Source organism: Ensifer sp. 4252 (assembly GCF_050434565.1).
In the GTDB taxonomy this organism is placed as follows: Bacteria; Pseudomonadota; Alphaproteobacteria; order Rhizobiales; family Rhizobiaceae; genus Ensifer.
Genome location: NZ_JBNDIU010000015.1, coordinates 161753 through 175468, shown reverse-complemented (window position 1 = coordinate 175468; position 13716 = coordinate 161753). Strand labels below are relative to the sequence as shown.

The 13716-nt window shown below is 61.8% G+C and carries 11 protein-coding genes; 3 read left to right on the top strand and 8 right to left on the bottom strand.

What is annotated here, in order from left to right; all coding sequences use genetic code 11:
• From ABIE33_RS24350 to chvE, 5 genes are all read right to left on the bottom strand, one after another.
• Positions 1-1019, bottom strand: a 1019-nt coding sequence (locus ABIE33_RS24350; RefSeq protein ID WP_429130376.1) for an aldehyde dehydrogenase family protein, incomplete at its 3' end; no start/stop codon positions are given.
• Positions 1020-1094: 75 nt separating this feature from the next.
• Positions 1095-2090, bottom strand: coding sequence for an AraD1 family protein (gene araD1, locus ABIE33_RS24345; RefSeq protein WP_429130375.1), 996 nt, complete (start codon positions 2088-2090; stop codon positions 1095-1097).
• 173 nt (positions 2091-2263) lie between these two features.
• On the bottom strand, positions 2264-3472 hold the full coding sequence (mmsB, locus tag ABIE33_RS24340) for a multiple monosaccharide ABC transporter permease (RefSeq protein ID WP_429130374.1): 1209 nt from the start codon (positions 3470-3472) through the stop codon (positions 2264-2266).
• Positions 3472-5007 (bottom strand): multiple monosaccharide ABC transporter ATP-binding protein, encoded by a 1536-nt coding sequence (gene mmsA, locus ABIE33_RS24335; protein WP_429130373.1) that lies wholly within the window; start codon positions 5005-5007, stop codon positions 3472-3474. The genes mmsB and mmsA overlap by 1 nt, the downstream gene beginning before the upstream one ends.
• Positions 5008-5105: 98 nt before the next feature.
• Positions 5106-6173, bottom strand: a complete 1068-nt coding sequence (gene chvE, locus ABIE33_RS24330; RefSeq protein ID WP_112810676.1) for a multiple monosaccharide ABC transporter substrate-binding protein — start codon at positions 6171-6173, stop codon at positions 5106-5108.
• 280 nt (positions 6174-6453) lie between these two features.
• Between chvE and ABIE33_RS24325 the strand changes: the two genes are divergently transcribed.
• The gene (locus ABIE33_RS24325; RefSeq protein WP_429130390.1) at positions 6454-7434 is read left to right on the top strand and encodes a LysR family transcriptional regulator; all 981 of its coding nucleotides are present in this window, start codon (positions 6454-6456) and stop codon (positions 7432-7434) included.
• Between the two features lie 108 nt (positions 7435-7542).
• Complete coding sequence (locus tag ABIE33_RS24320) at positions 7543-7983, top strand: hypothetical protein (protein ID WP_429130372.1); 441 nt, start codon at positions 7543-7545, stop codon at positions 7981-7983.
• 7 nt (positions 7984-7990) lie between these two features.
• On the opposite strand, the gene ABIE33_RS24315 is transcribed toward ABIE33_RS24320, so the two are convergent.
• Entirely contained in the window at positions 7991-8245 is a 255-nt protein-coding gene (locus ABIE33_RS24315) for a hypothetical protein (RefSeq protein ID WP_429130371.1), read from the bottom strand.
• 356 nt (positions 8246-8601) lie between these two features.
• Between ABIE33_RS24315 and iolG the strand changes: the two genes are divergently transcribed.
• Positions 8602-9594: an inositol 2-dehydrogenase gene (gene iolG, locus ABIE33_RS24310; protein ID WP_429130370.1), complete on the top strand. Its 993-nt coding sequence runs from the start codon at positions 8602-8604 to the stop codon at positions 9592-9594.
• 74 nt (positions 9595-9668) lie between these two features.
• Here iolG and ABIE33_RS24305 read toward each other — a convergent pair whose 3' ends face one another.
• The gene (locus tag ABIE33_RS24305) at positions 9669-12035 is read right to left on the bottom strand and encodes a bifunctional diguanylate cyclase/phosphodiesterase (RefSeq protein ID WP_429130369.1); all 2367 of its coding nucleotides are present in this window, start codon (positions 12033-12035) and stop codon (positions 9669-9671) included.
• Positions 12036-12173: 138 nt separating this feature from the next.
• Positions 12174-13388 (bottom strand): ROK family transcriptional regulator, encoded by a 1215-nt coding sequence (locus ABIE33_RS24300; RefSeq protein ID WP_429130368.1) that lies wholly within the window; start codon positions 13386-13388, stop codon positions 12174-12176.
• Between the last annotated feature and the right edge of the window lie 328 nt (positions 13389-13716).

The window sequence follows — 13716 nt, the reverse complement described above, 5'->3', positions numbered from 1 at the left end:
TGTCTGCCGATGGCGATATAGTCGGTGTCCTGGTTGAGTTGGCTCTGGTCCACCACCGGGCCGATATGAGTGCCGGCTTTCAGCGCATCGTCGATGATCAGACCCTTCATGCGCTCGCCCATCGCCGCCACGAACCGGTCGTGAATGCCTTCTGTGACGATCACCCGCGAGGACGCGGTGCAGCGCTGGCCGGTGGAGAAGAAGGCGGAGTTGACGGCGGCTTCAACGGCAACATTGAGATCGGCATCGTCGAGCACCACGAACGGGTTCTTGCCGCCCATCTCCAGCTGGTATTTGCGATTGTGCTCGACCGAGGCCAGCGCCACGCGTTTGCCCGTGCCGGTCGAGCCGGTAAAGGTGATCGCCTGGATGTCGGGGCTGTCGAGCATCGTCTGGCCGACGACCGAGCCCTTACCCATCACCAGGTTCAACACACCCTTGGGCAGGCCGGCGCGCACGAGAATGTCGACGATGGCCCACGAGCAACCGGGCACCAGTTCGGCCGGCTTGAAGACGATGGTATTGCCGTAGCACAGTGCCGGCGCGATCTTCCAGGCGGGAATGGCGATCGGGAAATTCCACGGCGTGATGATGCCGACGACGCCGACCGGCTCGCGGGTGATCTCAACGCCGATGTTCGGGCGTACCGAGGGAATGACCTCACCGGCCAGCCTGAGCGCCTCGCCGGCGAAGAAGTCGAAGATCTGGCCGGCACGCACGGTCTCGCCGATGCCTTCGGCCAGCGTCTTGCCCTCTTCGCGCGACAACAGCCGCCCGAGCTCGTCCTTGCGCGCCAAAATCTCGTCGGCGGTCTTTCTAAGGATGGCATGGCGCTCGAGAATGCCGGAGCGCGACCAGGCCGGAAAGGCAGCCTTGGCCGCAGCGATCGCCGCCTTGGCATCTTCGGCCGAGGCACGGGCATAGTCCCCGATCACGTCGTTGGTGTCGGACGGATTGATGTTGGCAACGCCATCACCGCCAACCCATTCGCCGGCAATCAGGTTCTGGTGCAATGTCATGGGCCTCAGCCTCCTTCATCTTCTTTTCGCGGGGTAGCCGCTCCGCGGCGGCCATCCGCTGGCATACCAGATATATCAGAGCTGATGTATGGCGACCTCTTCGTCGGCCGCGATTGCAAGCGGGTTACGCAGGGGAAGACCAAACTCGGCTGCCTCGATCTCGAAGACATCCCCCTCCTCGGTGCGGATGCCGTCGCCGAAGGAAAGCGTTGCCGTGCCGAACATGTGCACGTGGATGTCGCCCGGCTGGCGGAACAGGCCATATTTGAAATGGTGATGCTCGAGGTTGGCAAAGCTGTGCGACATGTTGGCTTCGCCCGACAGGAACGGCTTTTCCCAGAGAACCTTGCCGCCGCGCAGGATGCGCGATGTTCCCCTGATATCCTCGGGCGCTGCGCCGACGCGGATTTCCGGGCCGAAGCTCGCCTGGCGCAGCTTCGAGTGGGCGAGCCAGAGATAGTTGACGCGCTCGGTCTTGTGATCGGAAAATTCGTTGGCAACGGCAAAGCCGATGCGGAACGGCACGCCCTTGTCGGAAATCACGTAGATGCCGGCCATCTCCGGCTCCTCTCCGCCGTCTTCGGCAAAGGCGGGAGAGACGAGCGCCGAGCCTGGCGCGACAGCCGAGGTGCCGTTGCCCTTGTAGAACCATTCCGGCTGCACGCCGGTTTCGCCCGACTTCGGCTTGCCGCCTTCAAGACCCATGCGGAACATCTTCATCGAGTCGGTCAGCGTCTCCGCCGCCGCCTCGGTCGTCTTCTTGTGCATGGCGTCGCGGGTTGCGGCCGAACCCAGATGCGTCAGCCCGGTTCCGGTCAGATGCAGATGCGCCGGATCGGGGTGGGTGATCGGCGGCAGGAAGCGGCCTTCGGCATAGGCCCTTTCGAGATCGACCGCCGCACCGAGGCCCTTTGTCTCGACCGTGTCCTTGAGACTGCGGCCGGCATTGGCGGCTTCCATCGCCAGCGCATAGACGCTCGTCGCGCCGTTGACCGCGCGGGCCGTTTCACCCGGCGCGCGCACCGCGACCGTTGTCGATCCGTCTTCGTTTCTGATCTGAGAAATCAACACGATCCTGTCCTTCCTTGTATCGTTCGGGCCCTTGGCTTTTGCCTGATCTCAGGCAAAACGCCGTCCCTCGGGTGGCTCTCGCCGCCCAATCCCGACAGCTTCGGCTGTCAACCCTGGCAGCAGAAGCCGCCCGCTCAATGTTACTGGTTCGATCCGGGCTACTCGGTCTCTCGTCAGCCCTTGTTCTTGTTGTAGACGTCGAAGAACACGGCAGCGAGCAGCACCAGACCCTTGATGAGCTGCTGGTAGTCGATGCCGATGCCCATGATCGACATGCCGTTGTTCATCACGCCCATGATGAAGGCGCCGATCACCGCACCGGTGATCTTGCCGACACCGCCCGACGCCGAAGCGCCGCCGATGAAGCAGGCCGCGATGACGTCGAGCTCGAAGCCGACACCGGCCTTCGGCGTTGCGGAATTAAGCCGCGCGGTGATGATCATGCCGGCAAGCGCTGCGAGCACGCCCATGTTGATGAAGGTGTAGAAGGTCAGCCGCTCGGTGTTGATGCCGGAGAGCTTCGCCGCCTTGACGTTGCCGCCCATCGCATAAATCCGCCGGCCGATCGTCGAGCGCGTGGTGATGAAGGTGTAGAGCGCGATCAGCACCGCCATCGCGATCAGCACGTTCGGCAACCCGCGATAGGTCGAAAGCTGGAAGCCGATGAACAACGCAACGGCGGCGATGACCGCCATCTGGATGGCAAAGAAGATGAAGGGTTCGTTCTCGGTACCATGCTGCTCGTTGATGCGGCGGTTGCGGAAGCCGGCATAGATCGCGTAGGCGACCAGGGCCACCACGGCAAACAGGGCAACGTAGTTCTTGATCAGGCTCGTTGCCGGGTCCGAAAGCGACAGGAAATCCGGAACGAAGCCGGTCGACAGCAGCTGGAATTCCTTGGGGAACGGGCCGATCGGCCGACCGCCAAGCACCACATAGGTCAACCCGCGGAAGACAAGCATGCCGGCCAGCGTGACGATGAAGGAAGGAATCTTCTGGTAGGCGACCCAATAACCCTGCGCCGCCCCCATGATGCCGCCGACAACAAGACAGGCGGGGATGACGACGATGGCCGGCAGGCCCCATTTAACCAGCATGATCGCCGATATCGCGCCGATAAAGGCGACGATCGAGCCGACCGAAAGGTCGATATGCCCGGCGACGATGATCAGAAGCATGCCCAGCGCCATGATGACGATGAACGAGTTCTGCAGCACCAGGTTGGTGATGTTGACCGGACGGAACAGGACGCCGTTTGTGACGAACTGGAAGAACAGCATGATGACCACGAGCGCGACCAGCAGGCCGTATTCGCGGATGTTGTTCTTGAGATAGTCCCCGATCGAGGGTTTGTTTGGTTGGGTGCTCGTATCGGCGACCATTAGTGTTTCTCCCCTGAACGCATGATGGCACGCATGATGGATTCCTGGCTCGCTTCCGCCTTCGAAAGCTCGGCGACGATGCGGCCCTCGTTCATGACGTAGATGCGGTCGCAGGTTCCAAGCAGTTCCGGCATTTCCGATGAAATCATCAGGATGCCTTTGCCCTCGGCTGCAAGCTGGTTGATGATGGTGTAGATTTCATACTTCGCGCCGATATCGATACCGCGTGTCGGCTCGTCGAGGATGAGGACTTCCGGATTGGTGAACAGCCACTTCGACAGCACCACCTTCTGCTGGTTGCCGCCGGAAAGATTGACCGTTTCCTGATAGATTGAGTGCGAGCGGATGCGCAGCTTCGAACGATAGTCGGAGGCGACCTTGACCTCCTTGTGATCGTCGATGACACCCTTCGAGGCCACCGCCTTCAGGTTGGAGAGCGTGGTGTTCTCCTTGATGTTGTTGATCAGCACGAGACCCAGCTGCTTGCGGTCCTCGGTGACATAGGCAAGGCCGGCGTCGATGGCGCGCGGGATGGTGCTGACGTCGACCGGCTTGCCGCGCATCAGGACGTCGCCGGTGATCTTGTGGCCCCAGGACTTGCCGAAGATGCTCATCGCCGTTTCGGTCCGCCCCGCCCCCATCAGGCCGGCAATGCCGACCACTTCGCCGGCCCGCACCGTGAAATTGACGTCGTGCAGGAACTGCCGGTCGCGGTGGTGCTGGTGGAAGACGTTCCAGTTATTCACTTCCAGCAGCGTCTCGCCGATTTTCGGCTCGCGCGGCGGATAGCGGTCTTCCATGGCGCGCCCAACCATGCCCTTGATGATCCGGTCTTCGCCGATATCCTCGGTCTGACAGTCGAGCGTTTCGACGGTTCCGCCGTCGCGCAAAATGGTGATCTGGTCGGCGACCTTACGAATCTCGTTCAGCTTGTGCGAAATGATGATCGAGGTCATGCCCTGCGTGCGAAACTCCATCAGCAGCTTCAACAGCGCATCGGAATCGTTTTCGTTGAGCGAGGCGGTCGGCTCGTCGAGGATCAAGAGCCGCACCTTCTTCGACAGCGCCTTGGCAATCTCGACCAGCTGCTGCTTGCCGACGCCGATGTCGGTGATCAGCGTGGCGGGAGGCTCGCTCAGGCCAACTTTCTTCAGAAGTTCCTGCGTGCGGGCAAAGGTCTGCGGCCAGTGGATCACGCCGTTAGTGGCGATCTCGTTGCCGAGAAAGATGTTTTCGGCGATCGACAGCAGCGGAACCAGCGCCAGCTCCTGGTGGATGATGATGATGCCGAGATGTTCGCTGTCGGAGATGGTCGAGAAGCGGCGGGGCTCGCCGTCATAGTAGATCTCGCCGTCATAGGTGCCGGCGGGATAGACGCCGCTCAGGACCTTCATCAGCGTCGATTTGCCGGCGCCGTTTTCACCAACCAGAGCGTGGATCTCACCTTCGCGAACCTTGAAGCTGACATTGTCCAGCGCCTTGACGCCCGGAAACGTCTTGGTGATGCCACGCATTTCGAGAATGATATTGTCCATGTTCAGTCATTCCAGCGGCAGTCGGCAAGAGAGTACAAGCTCCCTTACCGGGATAAAAGGGTCCGCGATGGATCGCGGACCCCCGATACGTCATCCGATCAGTTGTTGATCTGATCTTCGGTGTAGTAACCGGAGGAGACCAGCACATCCTTGATGTTGGATTTGTCGACGGCAACCGGCTTCAGGAGGTAGGACGGAACGACCTTGACGCCGTTGTCGTAGGTCTTGGTGTCGTTCACTTCAGGCTCCTTGCCTTCCATGATCGCGTTGACCATACCGACGGTGACCTTGGCGAGTTCGCGCGTGTCCTTGAAGATCGACGAATACTGCTCGCCGGCAAGGATCGACTTGACCGAAGGCAGTTCGGCATCCTGGCCGGTTACGGCTGGCATCGCCATGTCGCCGGAGCCGTAGCCGACGCCCTTCAGCGCCGAGATGATGCCGATCGACAGGCCGTCATAGGGCGAAAGAACGCCATCGACCTTGGCGTCAGTGTAGTTGGAGGATAGCAGGTTTTCCATGCGGGCCTGGGCAACGGCACCGTCCCAACGCAGCGTGCCGACCTGGTCCATGCCCTTCTGGCCGGACTTGACGACGATCTTGTTGCTGTCGATCAGCGGCTGCAGAACCGACATCGCGCCATCGTAGAAGAAGAAGGCGTTGTTATCGTCAGGCGAACCGCCGAACAGTTCGATGTTCTTCGGCTCGGTCGCGCCGTCGAGCTTCAGGCCCTGTACCAGCGAGGTTGCCTGCTGCACGCCGACCTGGAAGTTGTCGAAGGTGGCGTAGTAGTCGACATTGCCCGAATCGCGGATCAGACGGTCATAGGCGATGACCTTGACGCCGGCGTCGTGGGCCTTCTGCAGGATGTCGGACAGCGTCGTGCCGTCGATGGCGCCGATGACGAGAACCTTGGCACCCTTGGTCACCATGTTTTCGATCTGGGCGAGCTGGTTCGGAATATCATCGTCGGCAAACTGCAGGTCCGGCGTGTAACCGGCTTCCTTGAACAGCTTCTCCATGGTCTCGCCATCCGAGATCCAGCGGGTCGAGGTCTTCGTCGGCATCGAAATGCCGACCGTGCCCTTGTCCTGTGCGAAGACGGGGGCAGCAAACGACGCGACGGAGATCGCGGCCGCTGCGAGAAGCGAAGTAATCAATTTCATCAGGTCTCTCCCAAAAGTGTTGAAGCCGGCAGGCCCGCAGCCTCCCCGTCCTATGCGCAGCGATCCACCGGCCCGGAGATCGCGTCTCCGGCGGTGGATCCAGGTGAAGGAAGTCCTCCCCGCCCGCATGCTCCCACATGCACTGGCACATGGGAAAAAACTGGAATCAAAAGCCATAACTGTCAAATACAATATCGCTTTGCCAGCATATCATTATTGGTATAATACTCGGAAACAGTGTGATTTTTGAAACATTCTGAAAACGGGATTGCCGACGATGATGAAGGAAGGAAAGCCCGGCGCGACAGGGATCCCCGCCGAACAGTTCGACAGCGGGCTGTTTCGCTCAGGACTGAAGATCAATCACCTCCGGTTGATCCTGGCGATCGACGATCATCGTCGCATCAGTGCTGCCGCCGAGACACTCGGCATCTCCCAGCCCGCCGCCTCGCGTATGCTGGCGGAGATCGAGACGATCCTGAAGGCGCCGATCTGCGAGCGGGTCGCGCGCGGTGTGGAGCTGACCCGCTACGGCCAGGCGTTGGCACGGCGGGCGCGCACGATCTTTCTGGAATTGCGCGAGGCGTCGCGCGAGATCAGCGAACTGAAGACCGGCAGCGGCGGCTCGGTGTCGATCGGCTCGGTGACCGGGCCGGCGCTCAACCTCGCCGTGCCCGCTATCCGCCAGGTCATCACCGCCTATCCCGGCATCGAGATCAACATCCAGATCGAAAACAGCAATGTGCTGACGCGCGAGCTGCTCGCCGCCCGCCATGACTTCGTCGTCGGACGCATTCCCGACGATCTCAGCCCGCGGCTCTTCAACATGGTCGAGATCGGCTATGAGGAGGTCTGCCTGATCGTGCGCGACGGCCATCCGCTGCTCGACAAGCCCATTGCCGGTGCCGAAGATCTTCCCGCCTATGACTGGGTGTTCCAACCGCCCGGAACGTTGCTGCGCCGCGCGGTCGAAGACAGCTTCATATCCGCCGGCGTGCGGCTACCGGCAACCGTGATCAATACCTCGTCGATCATCCTGACGCTGTCGATTGTGCGCAATACCAATGCGATCGCCCCGGTGGCGCTCGATGTCGCCAACCTGATCGCCGACAACGGCACGCCGGCCGGCGAGATCCGCATTCTCAAGACCGAGATCCCGATCCGCATCAAGCCTTACGGGTTGATCACCGCCGAGGGGCGCGCGCTGCCGCCGAGTGCCAAGCTGCTCTACGACCTTATTCTCAAGCAGGGGCGAGCCTGATCAGCCTGGCATGATCAAGCGGATCAGCCCGGCACGATCAACCAAGGTTGATTGATCAGCCTGGGATAATCTCCATCCGGCATTTTGCCCAGGGATTGCGGAGGCTCCATGTTTGGAATGTCGGTGTTTCAGTCCGTGCTCGAGCGGCTGAAGACGGAAGAAGGCGAGGAAGAGATCGCCGTGACGGAGATTTCCGGCGCGTCACGCGCGCCTTCGTTCGCGACCACGTTCGTCGCCGGCGGCAGCGATAGCGCGTCGGCTGCGCGCAGCGCCGTCGAGCGCGCCTATTTCGATGCGTCCTTCGTCGAGCCGCCACCGATAGAGCCGATGCCGGAGTTTCTCAATCGCGTCACGCTTGCCGAGGTCGCCGAGGAACTCGACCTTGGTGAAAGGGAGACGCTTGCGACGCTCGCTGCCAAGCGGCGAAGCTTCGCCGCCGCCAACCATCCCGACCGCCTGCCGCAGAACTTCCGCGCCAATGCCACGGTGCGGATGAAACTCGCCAACATGCTCATCGACGAGGCGTCGCGCCAGTTGCAGGCGGCCTGAGCGCAGCTCACGCGTCGTTGTCAGCCTTGGGAATCTCGTCTTTTGACGCAGAACTCTCAATGCCTGTGGCCTTATCGGTCGGCTTGTAGAAAAGCAAAAGCGAGGAGCCGACATAGGCAGCGATCGCCAAGGCGATGATGCTGAAGAACGGTTGGTCGTGATAGAATTCGAGCGCCGCCCAGCCGGCGCAGACCAGGAAGATCAAAATCCGGCGCCACAAGGGTCGATAAAAGGCGTGGTCCGGGTCGATGAGTTTGATCATCTTGTCCTCTGGCTGTCTTGCGCTCGTCATCGGCAAAGGATTTCTTGTAGGGGAAATCCACCTGCCGCCGCAAGCCCGCGACCGCTGCCCGCACTTGACGGGCACTGTATAAATAGAATAAAAATTCCGAAAATGATCTCATCGGCCATTTCATTCCGAACAAGTGGTGTTCGGCGCCGCGTGGTCGAGGCGGTCGAGCGAGGGAGAGGAAGGCGCGCGGCATCCGCCGGCGCAGCATTGCCGACAGAAACCTCGCAACCGATTCGCGGAATTGCCTCTCCGCGGCGCCTTTGCGCGATGAGCGCCGATCATCACGCACCTTCCCGGTCAAGGACCGGATTTCGAGAGAGACAGAGATGACAGTGAGATTTGGTCTTCTGGGCGCCGGGCGCATCGGCAAGGTTCATGCAAAGGCCGTCAGCGGCAATCCGGATGCCGTGCTTGTCGCCGTGGCCGATGCCTTTCCAGCCGCCGCCGATGCCATCGCCAAGGCCTATGGCTGTCAGGTCCGCACCATCGAGGCGATCGAAAAATCAGCCGATATCGACGCCGTCGTCATCTGCACGCCGACCGACACCCATGCCGACCTGATCGAGCGTTTCGCCCGCGCCGGCAAGGCGATCTTCTGCGAAAAGCCTATCGATCTCGATGTCGATCGCGTCAGGGCCTGCATGAAGGTGGTGGCCGAAACCAAGGGCAAGCTGATGGTCGGCTTCAACCGCCGCTTTGACCCGCATTTCATGGCCGTTCGCAAGGCCATCGACGCTGGCAAGATCGGCGACGTCGAGATGGTGACGATCACGTCCCGCGACCCCGGCGCGCCGCCGGTCGACTACATCAAGCGTTCGGGCGGCATCTTCCGCGACATGACGATCCATGACTTCGACATGGCCCGCTTCCTGCTCGGTGAAGAGCCGGTATCGGTAACGGCAACCGCCGCCGTCCTCGTCGACAAGGCGATCGGCGAAGCCGGCGACTACGACAGCGTTTCGGTCATCCTGCAGACCGCATCCGGCAAGCAGGCGATCATCTCCAACTCGCGTCGTGCCACCTATGGCTACGACCAGCGCATCGAGGTGCACGGTTCCAAGGGTGTCGTCTCGGCCGAAAACCAGCGCCCGGTTTCGATTGAGATCGCCAATGGCGACGGCTATACGCGCCCGCCGCTGCACGATTTCTTCATGACTCGCTACACCGAAGCCTATGCCAACGAAATCGAGAGCTTCATCTCCGCAATCGAAAAGGGCACGGAAATCACGCCGTCGGGCAAGGATGGTCTGGCAGCACTGGCGCTGGCCGACGCGGCCGTAAAGTCGGTCACAGAAAAGCGGCAGATTAGCGTGGCCTGACACGCAGGCAAGACCCCAAAAACCAATGGCCGAGCGCATCACGCTCGGCCATATGCATTTTCAGGCCAGTCGTTTCAGCCGTCCGCGCGCAACGGCGCATTCGCCCATTCGTCCGCTTGCTCCTCCTGTCCGGTACTCGGCGCAACGCCGGGCCGGCCGGTGAGGAAACCCTGGACCTGCAGGCAGCCCTCGTCGACCAGGATCTGACGCTGCCGCTCCGTCTCCACACCCTCGGTCACGACAGGCAGGTTGAGGCTGTGACCGAGTGCGATGATCGCCCGCACGATCGCGTGCGCCGAGGGGTCCTTGTCGATCACGGCGGTGAAGCTGCAATCGATCTTCAGCTTGTCGAAGGGGAAGGTCTGCAGGTTGCTGAGCGAGGAATGCCCGGTGCCGAAATCATCCATGACGATGCGCACCCCATGGATCCGCAGTCGTCCGAGGGTGGCGAGAACGTCTTCGCGATTGTGCAGAAGGGCCGCTTCGGTGATTTCCAGCTCAAGCCTGCGCGGCTCGAGACCCGTGCGCCGCAGGATGCCGAAAATCTGGTCGAAAAGATTGGGAAGCAGGAACTGCACCGGCGAGATGTTGACCGACACCGGCAAGGGCTCGTTCCATTTCGCCGCCTCCCTGCAGGCCTGCTCCAGCACCCACTCGCCGATCTGGATGATCGAACCGCTTTGCTCGGCGATCGGGATGAAGACATCGGGGCTGATCAGGCCGCGCTCCGGGTGCATCCAGCGCAAGAGCGCTTCGTAGCCCAGGATCCGATCGCCGCGCAGATCGACGATAGGTTGATATTCAAGGAAGAGCTGCCGGCGAAGCACGGCGTGGCGCAGGTCGTTTTCGATCTGCCGGCGCGTGCGCACCGCTTCGTCCATCTCCGTGTCGAAGAAGCAGGCAATCCCCTTGCCGGATTGCTTGGCGCGGTAGAGAGCGGTGTCGGCATTGTTGCGCAGCCGGTCGCCGGTGTCGCCATCAGCAGGGTAGATTGCAGCACCGATGCTGACGCCGACGGCGGTCGGATCGCGGTTCGTATCCATCTCAGCGGCAAAAAACGTCAGGATGCGGTCTGACAGGTGACGTGCCGCCTCCGGCTGTTCGCCGCCCACCTGAAGAATGGCAAATTCGTCGCCGCCGAGCCGAGCGACGGTATCGCCGTCGCCGGCAGCCTTGCGCAGGATGTCGGCGACCTTCATGAGGATACGGTCTCCCTCGCTATGGCCGAAGATATCGTTGACTGCCTTGAAGCGGTCGAGGTCGAGGTAAAGGATGGCAAGCTGCTCGTTCTTCGCCGCCGCAGCCGCCATGACCTGGGCCAGGCGCCGGTTGAAGAAGCCACGATTGGGAAGATCGGTCAGCGCATCGTGGTGCGCCAGATGCTCGATCGTGCGTTCGGCTTCCTTGCGCGCGCTGAGGTCGCGCACGAAGATCACCTCGCATTCGCGCCCACGATATTCGATCGTCCGGCACATGAACTCGACCGGTACGGACTGGCCGGCCACATTGATCAGATCGATTTCCCCGGGGCCGTCGCCGCGATGATGGCCCTGCAGCCCTTCCTCACCGAAAGCGAAAACCGCCGCCGGATCTCTGCCGGCAAGCTCCGAAACCTTCCATCCGGTCAGGCGCACAAAACGCTCATTGGCGTCGATGATGCGGCCTTCATGCACGATGGCCATACCTTCCAGCGATGCATTGGCAAGCCCGCGCAGGTCGGTCAGATGTCGATCGACGAACAGCGCGCCGAAGGCCAGGATGATCAACATGGTCGAGGCAGCGATGACCCCGCCGGCAAGCCAGGCCGGATGGATGATGTCGGCTGCCGGAATATCCGGTGCCGGCACCAGCGTGACGCCGCTCATCGAGGTGAAGTGCAGGACGCAGATGGCAACGACGAGTAGCAGGCTCGAGACGACGAGCCGGCGGACATTGCGCAGCACATGAAACGCATGCAGCGCTGCGATCGCCAGCAAGGTGCCGACGACCATGGCGAAAACCGTGAACCTTGCGTCATAGACAACGTGTCCCGGCATCTCGAGCGCCTGCATACCGGTAAAGTGCATGGCGGCTATGCCGACGCCCAGGATGACGCCGCTTGATGCCATTGCGTAATGCGACCGCGCACCAAGCCCGACGGTGAAAGCAACCCATGCCGCAGCTATCGCGAGAACGATAGACAGCGTTGTCCCCCAGACGCCATAGGAAACCGTCATACCGCCATCATAGGCGAGCATGGTAATGAAATGGGTCGACCAGACGCCGATACCGCATGCAAAACCGCTAGCCGCGGTCCAAAGCCCGCGCTGGCTGCCTTCGCTTCGCTGGGCGCGCAGCAGCAACAGCATGGTTGCGACGCAACCGGCCAGGCAAACCACGGCGGCAACCAGAACCAGACGCCAATCGTGGTCATCGCGTATGCATGCAATCACTGAAAACATGATCGTCTCCCGCGTCAATGACACATTGACAAGGAGTTGCTAAATAACTGTAAATTGTATTACCGTGATTGTTCTCCTTCGGCACAACCCCAAAAAAGGTTGCCTCGCCTGCGCCGTCGAGGCGGCCGCTGTTCGGGGCTACCCGGCCGCGGCAATATCGCTGTCGATCACGCCCAGGGCACGCTCGAGATGTCCGTCGAAAACAAGCCGCTGCTCGTCGAGCACGACCGATATTTCCGGTGCGCCCTGAAGCCGGAGCTGAAGCGACTGCGATACGCCCTCCTCCAATCCGCCGCGCAACAGATCGAAGTAGCGCGTGCCGGGGCCGGTGACATAGATCGGCATGCGTTCGTAAAGACTGAGCATACGCGAGATGCCGTTGCCGAGCGCAAGGCCGGCCTGGCGAAAGGCATAGCCGGCCATGCGGTGCCCCTGGCGCGCACTCGCTGCGATCTTGTCCATCTCGGCAATCGGCACGAACTTCGCCGGGATCGTGTCGGGCGGCACTTCGAAGGCTGCCCTGAGGATGCCGTAGAAACCGGCCGCTGCTTCGATGCAGCCATAGGCGCCGCACCGACACAGCCCCGCCGATGGCGCATGCAGCATGTGCCCGAAGTTCGGCGCCGTCACGTCGATCTCGCCGAACCTGCCCTTGCGGGCAACCCCGAGGCCGATGCTGTGGCCGAGCGAGATGGCGGCGAGCGACCGGAAGCCACCCTCCGGCGCGCGCTCCGCTTGCGCCGCCAGCGCCTGCGCCACCAGCAGCGTCTCATTGTTGAGCATCACCTTCGCCCGCCACTCGGGCGCAAGCAACGCGGCAAAGTCGAGCTGCTCGCTGCCGAACACCGGAGACCAGATGAGCCGTGCCGCGTCCGTATCGGCGTCGACCAGCCCCTTGCTGCTGATAGAGACGGCGAGCACACGGTCACGCGTCAGGCGCGAGCGTTGCAGCAAGCGCTCCAGCGCATCGACGAAGGTTTGCGCAAATGCGGCCGTGCCGCGCTGATCGTGATTGCGCCCCTCCTCGAAGCGGTCGAGCAGAGTGCCGCCATAGTCGGTCAGCGAATACTGCACCACATCGGAAGAGATGCGCACGACGATGACATAGCCGCAGTCGCGGCGCGGCGTGAACAGCACGCGCGGACGCCCTCGCCCGCCCTGCACCTGCTGTTCCGCCTTGGCGATCACGCCGGCCCGTTCGAGCTCGGCGGTGATCGCCGACACGGTCGCCGAGGCAAGCCCGGTGGCGGCAGAAATTTCGGTATGGGAGAGATTGCGGGCGCGCCTGAGCGCGGCAAGAACCAGAGCGCTGTTCTGCTGACGCACGAGCTCAGTGCTGGACTTGGTCAGCATCATACGTCCTTGCAGGTGGCGGATCCTTCGAACACATGCCCTCCCAAAGCATCTGTTGCACGACGAGGCAAGGCGCTGACGGCCTCGTCGACAGCCTTGCCAATCTCTGCCACTGATTTTCTCGACTGTCGAGAAATAATCCACAGGCCATTTTGGGAGCCAGGCGACGGCAATGAACTTGCTCGGAGCTGAGCGAGAAGGCTGTCACCAGAGCTGAACGGCACGGCCATCGAACAAGACCCATCAGGGTCGCGGGCAAAGCACCCGAGACCCACCCTCGGTTTAGCGGCCGGAACTGTTGATATGACATAACAATCCCCTTCCAGCC

Excerpts from the sequence above, each read along its gene's own strand:
- chvE (WP_112810676.1), bottom strand. The coding sequence starts at position 6,173 with ATGAAATTGATTACTTCGCTTCTCGCAGCGGCCGCGATCTCCGTCGCG.
- ABIE33_RS24315 (WP_429130371.1), bottom strand. The coding sequence starts at position 8,245 with ATGATCAAACTCATCGACCCGGACCACGCCTTTTATCGACCCTTGTGG.
- ABIE33_RS24305 (WP_429130369.1), bottom strand. The coding sequence starts at position 12,035 with ATGTTTTCAGTGATTGCATGCATACGCGATGACCACGATTGGCGTCTG.
- mmsB (WP_429130374.1), bottom strand. The coding sequence starts at position 3,472 with ATGGTCGCCGATACGAGCACCCAACCAAACAAACCCTCGATCGGGGAC.
- ABIE33_RS24325 (WP_429130390.1), top strand. The coding sequence starts at position 6,454 with ATGAAGGAAGGAAAGCCCGGCGCGACAGGGATCCCCGCCGAACAGTTC.
- ABIE33_RS24320 (WP_429130372.1), top strand. The coding sequence starts at position 7,543 with ATGTTTGGAATGTCGGTGTTTCAGTCCGTGCTCGAGCGGCTGAAGACG.
- ABIE33_RS24300 (WP_429130368.1), bottom strand. The coding sequence starts at position 13,388 with ATGCTGACCAAGTCCAGCACTGAGCTCGTGCGTCAGCAGAACAGCGCT.
- mmsA (WP_429130373.1), bottom strand. The coding sequence starts at position 5,007 with ATGGACAATATCATTCTCGAAATGCGTGGCATCACCAAGACGTTTCCG.
- iolG (WP_429130370.1), top strand. The coding sequence starts at position 8,602 with ATGACAGTGAGATTTGGTCTTCTGGGCGCCGGGCGCATCGGCAAGGTT.